The following is a 19565-nucleotide window of genomic DNA, read 5'->3' on the forward strand; positions in this document are numbered from 1 at the left end:
AAATTTCCGAATGATATGTCTGCTGACGTAATGAGTGTGCGCTGTATAACTATGATCTGGTAAAACTGTATACCAAATGGATGCGGGACATCCGGGATACACAGGGCGTGGTTTCCGGTGCTTTATCAGATACTGCACCTCTTAGAAGATATGGACCTACTCCAATGGATCCTATCGCTATTACACCGGCAAATCTTCCGTGGAATGTTTACTGCTTCTATGGGGATAAGAGGATCCTGGAAGAAAACTATGATATGAATGTGCGCTGGCTGAAATATCTGGAGAGAAACTCTGAGGATGGAGTGGTATTTTCTTCTCATATGGGTGACTGGGCAGGTCCTATGTGTGGAACACATGCAGCAGACGGAGAGGGCGTTGGAGGAGGAGCTGTATCTACCATTACACCAACGATTCTTGTTGCAACGGCTTCTGTAAGCTATATGTACCGCCTCATGGCAAAAATTGCAACCGTTCTGGGAAAAGAAAAAGATGCAGATACATTTAGCAAAAAGGCAGAAGAAATCCGTCAGTCGTTCTTAAAGCATTTTTATAATAAAGAAGAGAAATATTGTGGCAAGAACAGCCAGGGTGCAAATGCAATTGCTTTATATACCGATATGATTCCAGAAGAAGATAAGAAAGCTGTTCTGGAAAATATGGTAAAAGATATTGTAGAGAAAAACGATTATCATCTGACAGCAGGTAACCTGTGTTCCAGATATATTCTGGAAGTGCTGTTTACTAATGGTTATGAAGATCTGGCATATGCCATTCTTACACAGACTACATATCCAAGCTGGGGCTTTATGCTGGAGCGTGGGGCAACCACCATCTGGGAAAGATGGGAAGAGGTCAATGATCCAAACAGCATTCTTGCAGATATGGCTTCCAGAAACCATCCGATGTATGGGGCATTTTCCATCTGCTTCCACAAGTATTTGGCAGGTATTCTTGTGGATGAGAAGCATCCTGCATTCAGAAATGTGAAGATCCGTCCGTATATTCCGGAGAAACTGGATTTTGTGAATGCAAGTATGGACACCATCAGCGGTCTTGTGAAGAGCAGCTGGAAGAAAGAAAACGGTGCAGTGGTATTTGATGTGGAGATTCCGTATAACTGTAAAGGTGAGATTGCACTTCCGGCAGCAGATCCGGCGGTAGCACAGGTGAAGCTGGGAGATGTGGTGATCTTCAAAAATGGCAACGCAGGAGAAAATGGCTCAGAAGTAAAATATATGAGAACCGAAAAAGACAGAGTAGTATATCAGGTACCTGCAGGAACTTATAGTTTCACAGTAAGCAGATAATAAATAGACAGGGGCAAAGATTTTTTGCCCCTGTAATATTATCTCGGGAGGATTAAATGTATGATCATTTATAATTTGAGATGTGAATCAATGGAAAATCCTATGGGAATTTCCATTACAAAGCCCCGTTTGACCTGGAATTTGAGATCGGAAAAAAGAGGAGTATATCAAAAAGCATTCCGTGTGACTCTGGAAAGAGAAATTCCAGGACAGGAAGGAAGCAGAGAGCAGATATTTGATAGCGGTCTGACAGAGAAAAAAGAGACAGCATATATTTTAGATGAAACAGTTCTGGAAAGCAGTACAAGATATTTCTGGAATGTGGAAGTGACAGATCAGGATGGAAAGGTATGGAAAGCACCTCAGGATGCCTGGTTTGAGATGGGATTGCTTCACGTATCTGACTGGAAGGCAAAATGGATTGAACCGGAGCAGACACCTGTGTACAGGGAAGAGTGGGATATTGCCAAGGAAATGCCATTTCTCAGAACCTTTGAAAATGGAACAAGAAGATGGCTTCATGAGCCCGGAATATGACACTTATGTGGAAAATGGAAGTGTGCAGAGTCAGGAAATTCAGGAGGATATCCTGTATCCCTGCCCTATGCTGCGGAAAAGAATGAACATCAATGGGAAGGTAAGCCGTGCAAGACTTTATGTCACAGCTCATGGAATTTACCGCATGGAGATCAATGGAAAAAGAGTCGGGGATTATGAGTTTGCGCCGGAAGATAACTTCGCTACGCAGATTATCTTCAGGTGCAGACATATGATGTAACAGAGCTTCTTGAGACAGGGGAGAATGTTCTTGGGATGGCTCTTTCCGATGGATGGTGGGCTGGCAGAATCGGATTTTCCGGAGAATCAGCCAGATTCGGAAATATGCTTGGTGCGCTGGTACAGCTTCAGGTGATCTATGAGGATGAAAGGGAAGAAATTATCGGAAGTGATCATACCTTTGTTTCAACTACCGATGGGCCGAGAAGATACGCAGATCTTTTTATTGGCGAGAAATACGACTGTAGTCGGGAAATGAAAAACTGGTCCAAAAAGGAATTTGATGATTCTTCCTGGAAACCGGTGAATGAAGTGGATTACGGATATGATACACTGGCAGGACAGAATGCACAGCATATCAAGATTCTGGAAACCATTCAGGTGCAGCGGATTTATCAGTCCCCGAAGGGAGAACAGATCATTGATTTCGGTCAGGCGATGGCAGGAACCGCAAGGATGCATCTGAAAGGGGAGCACAGGGGGATGTTGTCACACTGAAATACTTTGAGGAACCGGATAAGGACTGGGAACTATCGTTATGTGATCACTGGCAATAACAGCCAGATGATTGATACGGTGGTGTTGGATGCCAAGGGCGAAGCTGATTATGATCCCTGGTTTACCTATCATGGATACCGTTATATCTGTATCGGCGCAGATAAGGGAGAGGTGGAACCAACACAGATCGTTGGACGGCTGATCGGCAGTGATGTACAGGTACTTACCCATATTGATACATCTAATCCAAAGCTGAATCAACTTCAGAAAAATATGAGTGGACTCTGCGTTCCAATATGATGTCTATTCTTACGGACAATCCGGACAGGGAGCGTTCCGGCTGGACTGGTGATATGCAGATGATCGCACCTACGGTGTGCTATAACCTGGATGTAGAAGCTAACTTCCGAAGGTGGATGGAGGATCTGAAATACGATCAGGGTGAGCATGGAGAGATACCGGCGGTTATCCCATATTTTCATAATGGAAATACAGAGATGAACCATTCTACTCCTGGCTGGGGAGATGTAGCTGTTATGCTTCCCTGGCATATGTATCAGAAATATGGGGATAAGAGAATCCTGGAAGATTACTATCCTGCCATGAAGAAATGGCTGGAACTGGAAAAATACCGTGCTGAAAGTGCGAATCCGGTATCCATTGGGGAAGTAACTCCCGAAAGGGCGCCTTATCTGAAATATATCTGGAATGCTGACTGGAGTTTTGGTGACTGGATCACTCCAAGTGCGTGTACAGACAAAGAAACAGGACGAATGGTGTTAGGACCACTTGTGTTATGCAATCTGACAGGAACTTATTATTATGCATATTCTACGGAAACCTTAAGTAAAATCGCAGAAATCCTTGGAAAAACGGAAGATGCAAAAATGTACAGAGAATTAAACCGGAAGATCCGGGAAGCAGCAGTACATGAACTTTATAACCGGGGCCAGATCCTGGAATCTCCATATATGGGAGCGCAGATCCTTGCTCTTCATATGCATCTGTATCCGGAAATGGAAAAGGGAAAACTGTTTGAACGAATCATGGAACTGGTAAAGAAAAATGGTATGGATGCAGGGTTTTCATCTGCACTGGTTCTGCCGGAAATTCTCTGTGAAAACGGAAAGTCTGCCCAGATGTATGAGTTTCTGCTGAATGAACAGTGCCCATCATGGCTGTATGAGGTGGATCAGGGCGCTACTACTGTATGGGAAGCAATGCAGGCCGTTCTGCCAAATGGAGAAAGAGGAGATTGTTCTTATATTCAGCCGGCATATTGCTCTATCGGAAACTGGATGATTGAGGGAATGTGCGGTATTTCAGCGGCCGAGCCAGGTTTTAAGACTGTAAAGATCAGACCTTATTTTACAGAACGGTTGGAGCATGCAGGGGCAGAAGTGTTCACAGAGCAGGGATTAGTAACAAACCGCTGGGAGCGTAAAGGTGGTGCAATGATTATGGATACAGAGATTCCAGCCAATACAAATGCAGAGATTTTTATTGAAAATGCATCCATGGGTCAGATAAAGGAAAGCAAAGGCGATCTGAATGGTTTTGAAGGACTTCTTAAGGCAGAGCAGAAAGAAGGCGGAGTTTTACTCCATGTAAGTTCCGGTAAGTATCGGTTCTATTGGAATTTGAATATATAAATAAAGAAAACTGATACAAATAACGGGTGTCCTATAAAAGAAAGGATACCCGTTGCTGTAAGTTATTTTTTTACAGGACCTGTACTTTTGCGAATGATTAGTTCCGGCTGCATAGTAACAGAGGTTCGGTCTGTGGAAGGAGTCTGTATGGACTGAAGCAGGATGTCTACACAGCGTTCAGCCATCTGGCCTATTGGCTGAGCAACCGTAGTAAGAGGAAACTCCAGTGTGGAGATAATGGGAATATTATCAAATCCGATCAGGGAAACATCCTCTGGAAGACGAATATCATGCTCACGTAGATAATGATAAACACCAAATGCAATCATGTCGTTGTGTGCAAAAATAGCAGTACATCCTTTCTCCAGAAGAACAGGGGCATATTGATAGCCACTTTCGGTAGTAAACATACCATTGCAGATTAATTCAGGATCAAATGCGATGCCCGCTTCTGACAGAGCAGCCATATAGCCGGTGGTACGGTTGGTATCAGCTTCTGTATAATCGCCATTTCCGGTAATCACCCCAATACGGGTATGCCCCAGGCTGACCAGATGTTTTGTTGCCAGATAAGAACCCAGGTAGCCATCGGTGCAGACAGAATGACAGCCAAAAGCAGAAACTGCATCTTCAAATAAAACCACAGGGATACCACTGTTTGTCATCTTACGGATCAGGTGTTGGAGACGATTTATGGATTCGCCTCTGGAAACAAGGGCCAGGACAATTCCGTCAACCTTGGAATTGCGTAGCTGAACCAGATTTTTATATTCCTGATCGAAACTGTTATTGGAATCAAGGATTACAAGATTATAGCCTGCTTCTTGGGCTTTCCTTGATGTATTTTTGATGATTTCGGTATAATATAGATTCCCAAGGTCAGGAACGATCAGACCAAAATTGTGTGGCTCCTGTTTCTTTATATATCCCATCTCCTGGGCAATATGAAGTACGTTTTGTTTGGTTTCTTCGGATACACTGATGGGCTTGTTATTCAGGATCAGGGAACAGGTGGTGGATGACACACCTGCCTTTGCAGCGATGTCTTTTAATTTAACTTTAACTGCCATGTTTACCTCCGGGGCTGTAATTGCTGTATAGATGTGTGAAAATCAAGGGATAAGTATACAGTTTTTTTTTGAACTTTTGCCCCTGATATGGTATTATTAGTAAAGAAATTAGTAAAATTTTAAACTGATTTATTCATCATAAGTCGGAAAAAAGAAAATGTCAATGAATTGCGGAAATTGGGAGGGAATATTTTATGAAAATCATTTCATTTGGCTCTATGAACATTGATAAGGTATATCAGGTGGAGAATTTTGTACTTCCGGGAGAAACTATCCTGGCAGATGGCATTCAGTTGAATGTAGGAGGCAAGGGTCTGAACCAGTCTGTGGCAGCGGCGAGAGCAGGCGCATGCGTAGTACACGCAGGGGCGGTAGGAGAAGACGGCGCTATGCTGACAGACTTTATGAAGGATGCAGGTGTGGATATTTCCCAGGTTCAGGTGCTTCCGGGACAGAGTGGACATGCCATCATCCAGGTAGACAGTACAGGACATAACTGTATCATCGTATATGGCGGCACCAACCGTGACTTTACCAAAGAATACATTGACAAGATCCTTACAGAAAAGGGCGAGCCAGGGGGATGTTGTGCTGATGCAGTATGAGGTAAATGAGGTTCCATATATGATCCGGAGGGCACATGAACTGGGTCTGAAGGTGGCATTTAATCCGTCTCCCATTCCAAAATCCATGGAAAATCTGCCACTGGATTGCGTAGACTATTTTATTGTGAATGAAGTGGAAGGTGCAGCGATCGCAGGGATCCAGGAGACGAATCCTGACTACAAGAAAGTGCTGGAGATCCTTTCTGAAAAATATCCGGCAGCAGTAATCGTACTTACTCTTGGAGATGCAGGGGTTCTCTGCAAGAGAGATGAGGAAACCTATACCCATGATATTTATCGTGTAAAGGCAGTGGATACTACAGCAGCAGGAGATACCTTCTGCGGATATTTCCTTGCAGGCCTGTGTGCTGGTGAGGACATTCCCAAATGTCTGGAAATGGCTTCCGCCGCTTCTGCAATCGCAGTGTCCCGTCCAGGCGCAGCACCGTCTATTCCTCTGTATCAGGAGGTAGAGGAGTTCTTAAAAGAAAGATAACATGGTATTACGGTCAAAACATCCTATCCACAGCTGTTTTTTCATATGCAGGATGTTGAGATCTTTGGATTGTATCAGTATCATAATCGGGAGTCCTGGCATATTTGCCGGGGCTTCTTTTGTATACATTTTTTGCCTATTGACAATATGATATTAAAATGATATCATCAAAATATCAAAAGATATTTGATATTTCAGGAGGAAGAAAAAGAAAATGAAAGAAAAAGTATTAAGCAACAAGAAAAATGGCATGGCCGTGATGCTTCTGTTTCTCCTGCTGTATGCAGCGGGGGTAGGAGCTATCGCATTTGGTGCGGTTCAGGATGTGATCCCAGTTATGGTTGTTGGTATTGTCTGGGCGGCAGTGGGCTGGATCCCCTTTGTAGGACTGCGTATACTGAAGCCACAGGAAGCACTGGTATTGACCTTGTTTGGTAAGTATATCGGTACTTTGAAGGAGAATGGTTTTTACTGGGTCAACCCATTTTGCAGCAGCGTGAATCCGGCAGCTAAGACAAAGCTGAACCAGAGCGGCGATGTAGACGGAGGATCCGGGAAAGGTTCCCTGGCAAGTGTCCTTGGCGCATCTGCCAAAGAAAGCAGCGAAGTTCAGATCACAAATAATAAGATTTCCCTGAAGATCATGACTCTGAATAATAACCGCCAGAAGATCAATGACTGCCTGGGTAATCCTATCGAGATCGGTATTGCAGTTATGTGGCGTGTGGTAGATACCGCAAAGGCTGTGTTTGATGTAGATAACTATAAAGAATATCTGTCCCTGCAGTGCGACAGTGCCCTGAGAAATATTGTAAGGATCTATCCGTATGATGTGGCTCCTAATGTAGACACTACAGGAGACGGTATCGCAGATGAGGGCAGCCTTAGAGGCTCCAGTGAAGTAGTTGCCGAGCGCATCCGTAAGGAGATCCAGCAGAAGGTTGAGATTGCAGGACTTGAGATCATTGAGGCAAGGATCACTTATCTGGCATATGCACCGGAGATTGCAGCCGTTATGCTTCAGAGGCAGCAGGCATCTGCGATCATTGATGCAAGGAAGATGATCGTAGACGGTGCTGTAGGTATGGTGGAGATGGCACTGGACAGACTGAATGAGAATGGTGTGGTAGAACTGGACGAGGAGCGGAAAGCGGCCATGGTATCCAACCTTCTTGTAGTGCTTTGCGGTAATCGTGACGCACAGCCTATCGTTAATTCAGGAAGCCTGTATTAATCGTGGCAGATACTAAGGCAAAGAAACAGATTCCGCTCAGACTTTCAGCAAAATTATATGATCAGATCGCTGCCTGGGCGGAGGATGATTTCCGTTCAGTGAATGGACAGATCGAGTATCTTTTGTCGGAGTGCGTAAGGCAGCGCAAAAAGAATGGGAAGTATGTGTCTGAGGAACTGGATGTTCCCCCAGAACTGGATATATAAGAGATCATATAATATTTCTCCTTGACTTTACCTGAGGATAGGGTTATTATGTGAATGAATCGCAACGGCGCGGTGAATTGGTAAACTGCGCCTGTTGCGATTTTTTTATGTGTAATAGACAATTACTCAGTGATGTTTCTATTACATAAAAATTGCGTAGGACTTAATAATACGAGGCTATTAAGATTTATAGAAGGACGAGGAGGAAATCAAAATGAAAAACTATGTATGGAAGAAACTTACAGGAACCATTATGGCAGTAAGCGTTGCCGCATCATCAGTACCAGGACTGGGACTGACCCTGGTAAAGGCAGATGAGAAGAAAACCTTAAAGGTAGCTATGGAGTGTGGATACGCACCCTACAACTGGACACAACCGGATGATTCCAACGGTGCAGTGCAGATCTCAGGAAGCTCTGATTATGCATACGGTTATGATGTTATGATGGCAAAGCATATTTGCGATGAACTGGGCTATGACCTGGAGATCGTGAAGCTGGATTGGGATTCTCTTGTACCGGCAGTACAGTCCGGTAAAGTGGACTGCGTGATCGCAGGTCAGTCTATTACAAAAGAACGTCAGGAGATGGTTGATTTTACATCCCCATATTATTACGCATCCATTATCACTCTTGTAAAGGGAGACGGAGATTATGCAGATGCTGCAAGCGTGGAAGACCTGAAGGGTGTTACCTGTACTTCCCAGCAGAATACGATTTGGTATGATTCCTGCCTGCCGCAGGATCCCGGATGCAGATATCCTTCCTGCACAGGAAAGTGCACCGGCTATGCTGGTAGCCCTGGAAGCAGGAAAATGTGATGCGGTTGTTACGGATATGCCTACTGGAAAAGCAGCATGTATTGCATACCCTGATCTGAAACTGCTTGACTTCACAGGTACAGACGGAGAGTTCCAGGTATCTGATGAGGATATTAATATTGGTATTTCTGTTCAGAAGGGAAATACAGAGCTTCTTGATGCACTGAACAGTGTACTTGACAAAATGACAGAAGATGATTTTACAGAGATGATGGACGAAGCTATCTCCGTACAGCCTCTGTCTGAATAACGGGGAAGGAGAGAGCGTGCATGCTTCCTGAAAGCTTTTGGGGCAGGATTGGATATCTGCTCCAGCAGTACGGAGTGTCTTTCCTGCAGGGCGCAGGCAATACCATGCTGATCGCCATTGTAGGTACATTTTTAGGCTGCGTGATCGGATTTGCAGTAGGGGTGGTGCAGACCATCCCTGTGGATAAAAATGACGGAAAAGGTAAGAAAATACTGGTAGGGATCCTGAAATTTATCATGGCCTGCTATGTAGAGGTTTTCCGTGGGACGCCTATGATGGCGCAGGCAATGTTCATTTATTTTGGCAGTTCTTATCTTTTTAACATTAATATGTCCATGTGGTTTGCCGCCTTTTTCATTGTATCCATTAATACAGGCGCTTACATGGCAGAAACCGTGCGAGGCGGTATCCTTTCTGTAGATGAGGGGCAGACTGAGGCAGCGAAAGCCATTGGTATGACTCATGTGCAGACTATGACCAGTGTGATCCTTCCCCAGGCATTGCGTAATATCATGCCCCAGATCGGCAACAACCTGATTATTAATATTAAGGATACCTGTGTACTTTCCATTATCGGGATCGTAGAACTGTTTTACACTACAAAAGGTGTGGCAGGTGCTTACTATACATACTTTGAGTCATTTACCATTGCCATGGTGATTTATTTTATCCTGACTTTTACCTGCTCCAGACTGTTACGTCTCTTAGAGCATAAGATGGATGGCCCGGATAATTATGATCTTGCCACAACGGATACCCTGACTCACACCAGTGGGATGTATTCCTACAGCAGGAAGAAAGGGGTGGACAAGTAATGGGCGAGCATATTCTGGAAGTAAAGCATCTGGGAAAAACCTTTGGAAAAAACCAGGTGTTAAAAGATATTGACTTTTCTGTAAGCCAGGGAGATGTGACCTGTATCATCGGACCATCCGGATCCGGAAAATCTACCCTTTTGCGGTGCCTGAACATGCTGGAGACACCTACATCAGGAGAGATCAACTACCACGGCAAAGATATTACCGACAAGAAAGTAAACGTACCGGAGTACCGTTCAAAGGTGGGTATGGTATTTCAGAATTTTAATCTGTTCAATAATATGACTGCATTGGAGAACTGTACAGTAGGACAGGAAAAGGTTCTGAAAAGAGATAAAAAGACATCAAAGGATAAGGCTATGTATTACCTGGAAAAGGTTGGAATGGCGCCCTATATCAACGCCAAGCCTAAACAGCTTTCAGGTGGACAAAAGCAAAGGGTTGCCATTGCCAGAGCACTGGCTATGGAGCCGGAACTGCTTCTTTTTGATGAGCCTACCTCTGCATTGGATCCCCAGATGGTGGGGGAGGTGCTGGAGGTTATGAAACGTCTGGCTCTGGATGGACTGACCATGATCATCGTAACCCATGAAATGGCATTTGCCAGAGATGTATCAAAAAATGTGATCTTTATGGCAAATGGTGTGATCGTAGAAGAGGGAGAGCCGAAAAAGCTTTTCCAGGATCCGAAAGATGCTCTTACACGGGATTTCCTTTCCAGATTCCGTAATCAATAGTATGAGATGATATCAGGGCTGCCGCCCGGCAAAATGTTTGCAGATGCGGCAGTCCCGTTTTATATACAGAAGTTTTGAGAAAAAGGTGTGTGGGATAGAACGCCTTTTTTATTTTGTCCCGAAAAATGCCTTGACTAAAACTGGGGAAAATAGGAAAATAAATAGAACTGATATGTCAAAGGCTATCACCGAAGGTGAGCCAGAATATATTTTTGACTGGTAACTGTGAGGGTGCTGAACAGTTGCATTTTGTTTTACAGTGGGGGAAAAGATGAGTACAGGAAAAGAGAGAAAAAAAAGCAGGTATATACAAACTTTGTCTTCTGGTAATGCTGATACTGCTTCTGGTGACTGCAGTGCCTGTTTCTGCAAAAGTGACCAGCGTAAAGAATATTGAAAAGGTTACAGGAGGCAGATTTACCGCCAGAAATGGAAACTGGTATTATTATGACAAAGATGGACAGATGGCAAAGGACTGCCTTTTGTCCATAAAAGGAAAGACCTATTATTTTTCTGCAAAAGGTGTCAGACAGTACAGCTGGCACAAGATCGGTACCAGATGGTATTACTTTGGGAAGAAATCAGAAGGGTACATGTATAAAAATGCATGGATCTACAAGAATGGAAAGAAGACCTATTATCTGCGAAGTGACGGCCGCAGAAGCCAGGGATGGATCCGCAGCCGTTATACCTATTATTTTGATGCAAAGGGCAAGCTGACCACAGGAACGAAACGGATCTCCGGTGTGAATTGCAGGTTTGATTCCAATGGCAGGATGACAGGAAGCGGTCCGTCTGTTTCACTTAGCAGTCCATGCGGGATCCTTGTAGAGGCTGACACCGGAAAAGTACTTTATTCCAAGAACCCGGATCTGCGCCATGCAAATGCAAGTACCACCAAGCTGATGACGGCCATACTGGCTCTGGAGAACTGCAAACTGACTGAGAAGGTGACTGCATCTGCCAATGCAGCAGCCCAGGAGCCCACCAAGCTGTACCTGCAGCAAGGGGAAAGCTTTGTGCTTAAAGATCTTCTTTATTCCCTGTTGATCCCATCACACAATGATACGGCAGTAGCGCTTGCAGAGCATGTAAGTGGGTCAGTGCCCAAATTTGTAAAGCTGATGAATAAAAAGGCGGCTGTCCTGGGATGTAAGAATACCCATTTTGCCACACCAAACGGACTGGATGCAGGGCTGGACCATTATACGACTGCCCGGGATCTGGCAAAGATTGCCTGCTATGCATGGAAGAAGCCCATGATCCGAAAAATCGTTAAACAGCAGCAGGGGACTATCACCAGCCTGAACGGCAATACCTATACCTTCCGCACCACCAATAAGCTTCTTGGCAATATGGACAGGGTATACGGGATCAAAACCGGCTATACCCGTAAGGCAGGTCATTGTTTTGTTGGTATGATCCAGGCTGGAAATGGAAAGACCTATATTTCCGTTACACTGGGAGGTCCTACAAGCGATGCCAGATGGGCGGACGCACGCAGGCTCCTGCAATACGCAGGCATCAAAGTCGGGGGCTTTTGACCCCGACATCATTTAGACGCATGTGGATTGAGAGTATCTTTTGCATTGTGTGTGTGCTATACTGACAATAATCATTTTCGTAAAAACATATAATAAGGAGAACCCATGATTGAATTAGGAAAAAAACAGACACTGACTGTGGTAAAAACAGTGGATTTCGGTGTATATCTGGCTGAAAAGGATGACAAGGAAGGCAAAGATTCCGTACTGCTTCCTGCCAAACAGGTACCTACAGGCACGAAAGCTGGAGATGAGCTGACCGTATTCATTTATAAAGATTCTAAAGACCGTCTCATCGCTACCACCAGAGAACCCATGCTCCAGGTAGGGCAGACTGCAGTTCTGAAGGTTTCCCAGGTGACAAGGATCGGAGCATTCTTGAACTGGGGACTGGAAAAAGACCTTCTGCTTCCATATCATGAGCAGACCACCAGGATGCAGGAAGGGAAAGACGTGCTGGTGGCTCTTTATATTGATAAAAGCCAGCGCCTTTGCGCTACCATGAAAGTATACCATTATCTTTCTACACGTACACCTTATGTGGTAGGCGACCAGGTAAAGGGCCGTGTATACGAGATCAGCGGTAATTTTGGTGTATTTGTGGCTGTTGATGACAAGTATTCTGCACTGATTCCCGCAAGGGAGGCTGCCTGGAAATACCGTCCGGGAGAGATCCTGGATCTGCGCGTAACAGAAGTAAAAGAAGACGGCAAGATGAATGTTACAGACCGTCAGAAAGCATACCTGCAGATCGAAGAGGATGCAGAGTCTGTGCTTAGCGTGATCGATGAATTTGCAGGGGTTCTTCCTTTTGATGATAAGGCATCTCCGGAAGTGATCAAAAGAGAATTCGGCCTGAGCAAAAATGCATTCAAACGGGCAATCGGGCACCTTCTGAAAGAAGGCAAAATAGAGATTAAAGAGAGAAGGATATACAAAAAATAACAGAGGCAAGAAATAATAGAAACAAGAAGCAACATAAACAAGAAATAACAGAAACAAGAAGCAACATAAACAAGAAATACCAGAAACGAAAATTAACGTAAATCTGAAATAACATAAACAAGAAATGAGGTACACACAGTGGCTTTCACGCATCTGCATGTCCATACAGAATATAGTCTGCTGGATGGATCGAATAAGATAAATGAATATGTGTCCAGAGTGAAGGAACTGGGAATGGACAGTGCTGCGATCACAGACCATGGCGTTATGTATGGAGTGATCGACTTTTATCGTGCAGCAAAAGCAGCAGGCATCAATCCTATCCTTGGATGTGAAGTGTATGTGGCTCCCGGCTCCAGGTTCGACAGGGAAGTGGGAAGCGGAGATGACAGATACTATCATCTGGTGCTTCTTGCTGAGAATAACCAGGGTTATCAGAATTTGATGAAGATCGTCTCCAAGGGCTTTGTAGAAGGCTTCTACTATAAGCCAAGGGTGGATCTGGAGCTTCTGCGGGAGTATCATGAGGGGCTGATCGCTCTAAGCGCCTGCCTGGCAGGCGAGGTTGCCAGATATCTTCAGAAAGGGATGTATGAAGAGGGCAAAAAGGCTGCCCTCAGATATCAGGAGATTTTTGGAGAGGGGAACTTTTTTCTGGAGCTTCAGGATCACGGGATTCCACAGCAGCAGATGGTCAATCAGCAGCTGATGCGGATGCACCAGGAAACGGGGATCCAGCTGGTTGCCACCAATGATGTGCATTACACCTATGAAACAGACGCAGATTCCCATGATATACTGCTTTGCCTGCAGACCGGCAAGAAGCTTACAGATACAGACCGTATGCGTTATGAAGGCGGACAGTATTATGTTAAGTCAGAAGAAGAAATGGCAGCGCTGTTTCCTTATGCACCAGAGGCTCTGGAAAATACCCACAAGATCGCACAGAGGTGCCACGTGGACATTGAGTTTGGCAACACAAAGCTGCCCAGATATGATGTGCCGGATGGATATACCTCCTGGGAATATTTGAATAAGCTGTGCAGGGAAGGCCTGGAAGAACGATACGATCCGGTAACAGAAGAGCTGGAAAGCCGTCTGGACTATGAGCTTACCACTATCAAAAATATGGGATATGTGGATTATTTCCTGATCGTGTGGGACTTTATTAAATATGCAAGGGATCATGAGATCATGGTAGGCCCGGGCAGAGGCTCTGCAGCCGGAAGCCTGGTTGCTTATACCCTGGGGATCACCCGAGCTGGATCCTATCCGTTATGATCTGCTTTTTGAGCGTTTCCTGAATCCGGAACGAGTATCCATGCCGGATATTGATGTGGACTTCTGTTTTGAACGCAGGCAGGAAGTGATCGATTACGTAGTTCGCAAATACGGCAAGGATTGTGTGGTGCAGATCGTTACTTTTGGTACACTGGCTGCCCGTGGTGTGATCAGGGATGTGGGCCGTGTACTGGACATGCCTTACGCCCAGGTGGATACCATTGCAAAGATGATCCCCCAGGAACTGAATATTACCATTGACAAAGCGCTGGAAATGAATCCGGAGCTGAAAAAGACCTATGACGAGCAGGAAGATGTACACCATCTGATCGATATGGCAAAGCGCCTGGAAGGACTTCCAAGGCATACATCCATGCATGCAGCCGGTGTTGTGATCAGCCAGAAAGAGGTGGATGAATACGTACCTCTTTCCAGAGCTCAGGATGGCACCATTGTAGCTCAGTTTACCATGACCACGCTGGAAGAACTGGGGCTTTTGAAAATGGATTTCCTTGGGCTTCGTACATTGACGGTGATCCAGAACGCAGTGAAAATGGTGGAGAAGGATAAGGGGATCACCTTGGATATGCAGCATATTGATTATGATGACGGCAAGGTTCTGGCATCTCTTGGCACAGGTCGTACAGATGGCGTGTTCCAGCTGGAAAGTTCCGGTATGAAGAACTTTATGAAGGAACTGAAGCCTCAGAGCCTGGAGGATGTGATCGCCGGTATTTCCCTGTATCGTCCGGGTCCGATGGATTTCATCCCCCAGTATATCCGTGGTAAGAACCGTCCGGATACCATTCGTTATGACTGCCCGCAGCTGGAGCCGATCCTCAGTCCGACTTACGGGTGTATCGTATATCAGGAGCAGGTTATGCAGATCGTGCGTAATCTGGCAGGCTATACATTAGGACGAAGTGATCTTGTGCGTCGTGCAATGTCCAAGAAAAAAGCTTCTGTCATGGAAAAGGAGCGGCAGAACTTTGTATACGGAAATGAGGAGGAGGGAGTACCTGGCTGTATTGCCAACGGGATTTCCGAGAAGACTGCAAATAAGATCTATGATGAAATGACGGATTTTGCAAAATATGCTTTTAATAAATCCCATGCGGCAGCCTATGCCATCGTAGCTTATCAGACAGCTTATCTGAAATATTATTATCCTGTGGAATTTATGGCTGCACTTATGACTTCCGTGATCGAAATGCCTGCCAAAGTGGCAGAGTATATTCAGGTATGCCGTCAGATGGGGATTCAGATCTTGCCTCCGGATATTAATAACGGAGAACGTGGTTTTTCTGTTGACCAGGGAAGGATCCGTTATGGCCTTTCCGCTATTAAAAGCGTGGGCAGGCCTGTGATCGAAGCGCTGGTGAAGGAGCGCAGGGAAAACGGAATCTATCGCACACTGAGTGATTTTATTGAAAGAAACAGCGGGCAGGTGAATAAACGTGCCATCGAAAATTTTATCAAAGCAGGGGCGCTTGACTGCCTGCCAGGCAACCGGCAGCAGAAAATGCTGGTTTACAGCAGGGTAGTGGACCATATCAGCCAGAATAAGAAGAATAGCATGGCAGGGCAGATGAGCCTGTTTGATCTGGTTGGTGAAGAAGATAAAAAGGCTTATGAGATCAGCATGCCGGATGTGGGAGAATACACTAAGGAAGTTATCCTGGCCTTTGAAAAAGATGTGCTGGGGATTTATCTTAGCGGACATCCCCTGGAACAGCACAGAGGTATACTTGAAAAGAATATCAGTGCAAAGACCACAGATTTTCAGCCGGATGAAGAGACTGGACTTTCCGTGGTAATGGATAACCAGAAGGTTGTAGTTGGTGGTATGGTGACGGAGAAAACCATTAAATATACTAAGAATAATAAGGTGATGGCCTTTGTTACCCTGGAGGATCTGGTAGGCACTGTGGAAGTGGTAGTTTTCCCAAGAGATTATGAAAAGTATCAGAGCCTTTTGGATGAAGATGCCCGTGTACTGATCCAGGGCCGGGTATCCGCGGAAGATGACAAGGCCAGCAAGCTGATCCTGGAAAGGGTACGTACCTTTGAAGAAGTGCCAAGGGAGCTTTGGCTGCAGTTTGATGACAGGGATGCATATGCAGACCGGGAAGCACATTTGCTGGAAGAACTGAGAGCAGTTCCGGGGAATGCTTCCGTTGTGATCTACCTGAAGGATGTAAAAGCAATGAAAAAGCTGCCGGCTGGATACAGGGTGGCTTTGCAGGAAGAATGGCTGGAAAAATTCCGGAGGGAATATGGCAGCGGGAACGTGCGTGTAGTGGAACGTGCGCTGAAAAGCTTCTAATATATAGTTTTGTAATATAAAGTTTATAAAAAGCTTCTGAAAAAAACAGAGACAGAGTATTGAAAAATTCAGAAAGATGCTATAAACTAATGCTGAATATGTGTAGAAAAGGTTTAACCCCGAGGTGCAGGCTGTTTGTGTCAGACAGAATACGGGCATCTCAAGGAACTCAGAAGATGGAGGAGTAATTATTATGGCAGAGAAAAAAATTAAGACCATCGGTGTCCTTACCAGCGGCGGCGATGCTCCCGGAATGAACGCAGCGATCCGTGCAGTGGTAAGACGTGGACTTAGCAGCGGATTAAATGTAAAAGGTATTCTGAAGGGATATAATGGACTGCTGAATGAAGAGATTATAGATATGACAGCAAAGGATGTATCTGATACTATCGAACGTGGCGGTACGATCCTTTATACAGCACGTTGTGCAGAATTCCGTACAGCAGAAGGCCAGAAGAGAGGCGCTGAGATCTGCAAGAAGCATGGCATTGACGGACTGGTAGTTATCGGTGGAGACGGTTCCTTTGCAGGAGCACAGAAGCTGGCTGCCCTTGGTGTGAATACCATCGGAGTACCAGGTACGATCGACCTGGATATTGCATGCACAGAGTACACCATCGGATTTGACACAGCTGTTAATACAGCTATGGAAGCAATTGATAAGGTACGTGATACATCTACTTCCCATGAGAGATGCAGTATTATCGAGGTTATGGGACGTGGTGCCGGATATCTGGCATTATGGTGTGGTATTGCCAACGGAGCCGAGGACGTGCTGATCCCTGAGAAATATGACTATGATGAGCAGAAGCTGATCAACAACATTATTGAGAGCCGTAAGCTTGGCAAGAAGCATCATATCATCGTAAATGCAGAGGGTATTGGTAATTCCCAGGCTATGGCAAAACGTATTGAAGCAGCTACCGGTATTGAGACCCGTGCTACTATCCTTGGACACATGCAGCGTGGTGGAAGCCCTACATGTAAGGATCGTGTGTATGCATCTATGATGGGTGCAATGGCTGTAGACCTTCTGGTAGCAGGCAAGAGCTGCAGAGTAGTTGGATATCGTCATGGAGATTTTGTGGATTTCGATATTGACGAGGCACTTGCTATGCAGAAGAGCGTTTCAGAGTATCAGTGGGAGGTTTGTAAATCACTTTCCCATAATTATGACAAACATGGATTACAGAAATAATTTTAACCGACGTTTACAGGAAAGATTTCATAAATTAAAAACAGCACAAATAATTACTCTCAGCTTTGCGGGGGTAATTTTTGTAGGAGGATTTTTTCTCTGGCTTCCGTTTTGTACCGTACCAGGTGAAAGTACCTCTTTTGCAGATGCATTATTTACGGCTACTACCAGCGTGTGTGTGACCGGTCTGGTGACGGTGACCACAGCCACCCACTGGTCGGCCATAGGTAAAGCGGCCATTCTTTTGCTGATCCAGATCGGAGGTATAGGAGTAGTATCTCTGGCAAGTATACTGTTTATTGGACTTCATAAGAAGATCTCCCTGCGGAACCGGAGACTGATCAAGGAGTCCTACAACCTGGATCAGATGTCAGGACTGGTCAAGGTTGTGCGAAAAACCGTACTTTGTATTTTAGCAGCAGAAGGGACAGGCGCAGTGCTGTATGCATTTTGTTTTGTGCCTCAGTTTGGTTTTGGCAAGGGTATGGTTCAGGCAGTGTTTACGGCAGTGTCAGCATTTTGCAATGCAGGGATCGATCTGCTGGGTGAGAATAGTCTGGCTCCCTATCAGGGGAATGTGCTGGTGAATCTTACCACTATGGCGCTGATCATTTCTTCAGGCCTTGGCTTTATTGTGTGGTGGGATCTTTGGGAAAAAATAAAAAAGGCGAAAAAAAGTCACAAGCTGTCAGTGAAAAAAGTTTACAGTACTTTGCGCCTGCAGAGTAAGCTGGTATTAAAGACAACCCTGATCCTGGTTGTTGGAGGGACGCTTCTGATCTTTTTGTTTGAAAGGAATAATCCGGATACCTTTGCCGGGATGTCTACAGGCAGACAGCTGCTTGCATCTGCTTTTCAATCTGTGACCACCAGGACTGCAGGATTTTTCACAACAGATCAGGCAGCATTTACCAATGCCACTTTTGTACTGTGCCTGGTGCTGATGATCATCGGAGGCTCCCCTATGGGTACAGCCGGAGGTATTAAGACCACTACCATTGCAGTGCTGGTGCTTAGCATACGGGCCAATCTTCGTGGTGACACGGATGTGGAAAGCCACAATCGAAAGATCCGCAGCAGCTACATCCGCTCTGCCCTTGTGGTAGCCGGGATGACTTTGTTGACTTTACTGGTCATGGTTATGCTTCTTGCTGTAGCAATGCCCCAGACAGATCTGATGGATATACTCTATGAACTGACTTCCGCAGTGGGGACAGTAGGCCTGTCAAGAGGACTGACCCCCCATCTGAATCTGGCTGGTAAATGTATTGTAATGCTGACCATGTTTCTTGGACGCATCGGCCCCCTTACCTTAGGTGCAGCCGTAGTAGCAAGAGCACAGCGCAGATCAGAGAATATCCATCTTGCGGAAGAAGATGTGATGATTGGATAGGAGACATGACATGAAGGAAAAAAGCTATGCAGTGATCGGACTTGGACAGTTTGGTATGTCAGTGGCAGAAACACTGGCAGAGTCAGATTGTGATGTGTTGGCCATTGATGCAAGGGAAGAAAATATCCAGGAGATTGCAGACAAAGTTACTTATGCGGTCCGTGCGGATGTGCGTGAGCCGGAGGTTTTAAGGTCTTTGGGTGTGCAGAATGTGGATGTGGCAGTGATCGCAGTGGCTGAGAATATGGAAGCCAGTATTATGGCCACTATGCAGGCCAAAGAGCTGGGAGTGCCTTATGTTCTGGCCAAAGCCATCAATGCCCTTCACGGCAAGATCCTTGAGAAGATCGGCGCAGACAGGGTGATCTATCCGGAGCAGTCCATGGGACTTCGTGTGGCAAGCGCACC

The 19565-nt window shown here is 45.4% G+C and carries 18 protein-coding genes and 2 pseudogenes; 19 read left to right on the forward strand and 1 reads right to left on the reverse strand.

Features of this window, described 5'->3' with window-relative positions:
• Positions 1-41: 41 nt before the first annotated feature.
• The 6 genes from R1Y93_RS05065 to R1Y93_RS05090 are packed head-to-tail and all read left to right on the forward strand — an operon-like array spanning position 42 to position 4234.
• Positions 42-1307, forward strand: coding sequence for an alpha-L-rhamnosidase-related protein (locus R1Y93_RS05065; protein WP_500821915.1), 1266 nt, complete (start codon positions 42-44; stop codon positions 1305-1307).
• 60 nt (positions 1308-1367) lie between these two features.
• A complete protein-coding gene (locus R1Y93_RS05070; protein WP_500821894.1) occupies positions 1368-1844 on the forward strand; it encodes a glycoside hydrolase family 78 protein in 477 nt (158 codons plus the stop codon).
• On the forward strand, positions 1828-2085 hold the full coding sequence (locus R1Y93_RS05075; RefSeq protein ID WP_500821895.1) for an alpha-L-rhamnosidase N-terminal domain-containing protein: 258 nt from the start codon (positions 1828-1830) through the stop codon (positions 2083-2085). Before R1Y93_RS05070 ends, R1Y93_RS05075 begins: the two co-directional genes overlap by 17 nt.
• On the forward strand, positions 2067-2582 hold the full coding sequence (locus R1Y93_RS05080; RefSeq protein WP_500821897.1) for an alpha-L-rhamnosidase N-terminal domain-containing protein: 516 nt from the start codon (positions 2067-2069) through the stop codon (positions 2580-2582). Before R1Y93_RS05075 ends, R1Y93_RS05080 begins: the two co-directional genes overlap by 19 nt.
• 42 nt (positions 2583-2624) lie before the next feature.
• On the forward strand, positions 2625-2882 hold the full coding sequence (locus R1Y93_RS05085) for a family 78 glycoside hydrolase catalytic domain (RefSeq protein WP_500821899.1): 258 nt from the start codon (positions 2625-2627) through the stop codon (positions 2880-2882).
• Positions 2879-4234, forward strand: a complete 1356-nt coding sequence (locus R1Y93_RS05090; protein WP_500821900.1) for an alpha-L-rhamnosidase-related protein — start codon at positions 2879-2881, stop codon at positions 4232-4234. Before R1Y93_RS05085 ends, R1Y93_RS05090 begins: the two co-directional genes overlap by 4 nt.
• A gap of 62 nt (positions 4235-4296) precedes the next feature.
• Here the strand turns inward: R1Y93_RS05090 and R1Y93_RS05095 are convergent, their stop codons facing one another.
• Positions 4297-5304 carry a LacI family DNA-binding transcriptional regulator gene (locus R1Y93_RS05095; RefSeq protein ID WP_500821902.1) on the reverse strand — a complete coding sequence of 336 codons (1008 nt, stop codon included), beginning with the start codon at positions 5302-5304 and terminating at the stop codon, positions 4297-4299.
• A gap of 194 nt (positions 5305-5498) precedes the next feature.
• Between R1Y93_RS05095 and R1Y93_RS05100 the strand changes: the two genes are divergently transcribed.
• The 13 genes and pseudogenes from R1Y93_RS05100 to R1Y93_RS05160 all read left to right on the forward strand — a co-directional run.
• The gene (locus R1Y93_RS05100) at positions 5499-5909 is read left to right on the forward strand and encodes a PfkB family carbohydrate kinase (RefSeq protein WP_500821903.1); all 411 of its coding nucleotides are present in this window, start codon (positions 5499-5501) and stop codon (positions 5907-5909) included.
• Positions 5899-6405 (forward strand): PfkB family carbohydrate kinase, encoded by a 507-nt coding sequence (locus tag R1Y93_RS05105; protein ID WP_500821917.1) that lies wholly within the window; start codon positions 5899-5901, stop codon positions 6403-6405. The genes R1Y93_RS05100 and R1Y93_RS05105 overlap by 11 nt, the downstream gene beginning before the upstream one ends.
• Positions 6406-6619: 214 nt before the next feature.
• Positions 6620-7639, forward strand: coding sequence for an SPFH domain-containing protein (locus R1Y93_RS05110; RefSeq protein WP_500821904.1), 1020 nt, complete (start codon positions 6620-6622; stop codon positions 7637-7639).
• Positions 7640-7641: 2 nt separating this feature from the next.
• Positions 7642-7845, forward strand: coding sequence for a type II toxin-antitoxin system antitoxin (locus tag R1Y93_RS05115; protein WP_158422061.1), 204 nt, complete (start codon positions 7642-7644; stop codon positions 7843-7845).
• Between the two features lie 253 nt (positions 7846-8098).
• Positions 8099-8915: pseudogene (locus tag R1Y93_RS05120) on the forward strand (transporter substrate-binding domain-containing protein).
• Between the two features lie 20 nt (positions 8916-8935).
• Positions 8936-9730 carry an amino acid ABC transporter permease gene (locus R1Y93_RS05125; RefSeq protein ID WP_500821905.1) on the forward strand — a complete coding sequence of 265 codons (795 nt, stop codon included), beginning with the start codon at positions 8936-8938 and terminating at the stop codon, positions 9728-9730.
• The gene (locus R1Y93_RS05130) at positions 9730-10470 is read left to right on the forward strand and encodes an amino acid ABC transporter ATP-binding protein (protein ID WP_500821907.1); all 741 of its coding nucleotides are present in this window, start codon (positions 9730-9732) and stop codon (positions 10468-10470) included. Before R1Y93_RS05125 ends, R1Y93_RS05130 begins: the two co-directional genes overlap by 1 nt.
• Positions 10471-10799: 329 nt before the next feature.
• The gene (locus R1Y93_RS05135) at positions 10800-12014 is read left to right on the forward strand and encodes a serine hydrolase (RefSeq protein ID WP_500821908.1); all 1215 of its coding nucleotides are present in this window, start codon (positions 10800-10802) and stop codon (positions 12012-12014) included.
• Between the two features lie 105 nt (positions 12015-12119).
• Entirely contained in the window at positions 12120-12959 is an 840-nt protein-coding gene (locus R1Y93_RS05140; protein WP_500821910.1) for a CvfB family protein, read from the forward strand.
• 138 nt (positions 12960-13097) lie between these two features.
• A pseudogene (locus R1Y93_RS05145) lies at positions 13098-16566 on the forward strand (DNA polymerase III subunit alpha).
• A 193-nt stretch (positions 16567-16759) separates the two neighbouring features.
• Entirely contained in the window at positions 16760-17764 is a 1005-nt protein-coding gene (gene pfkA, locus R1Y93_RS05150; RefSeq protein ID WP_158422064.1) for a 6-phosphofructokinase, read from the forward strand.
• Positions 17748-19157, forward strand: coding sequence for a TrkH family potassium uptake protein (locus tag R1Y93_RS05155; protein WP_500821912.1), 1410 nt, complete (start codon positions 17748-17750; stop codon positions 19155-19157). Before pfkA ends, R1Y93_RS05155 begins: the two co-directional genes overlap by 17 nt.
• A gap of 10 nt (positions 19158-19167) precedes the next feature.
• A partial coding sequence (locus tag R1Y93_RS05160; RefSeq protein WP_500821913.1) for a potassium channel family protein occupies positions 19168-19565 on the forward strand: 398 nt, incomplete at its 3' end.

The sequence above is a fragment of the Blautia sp. HA3515 genome, from assembly GCF_059933065.1.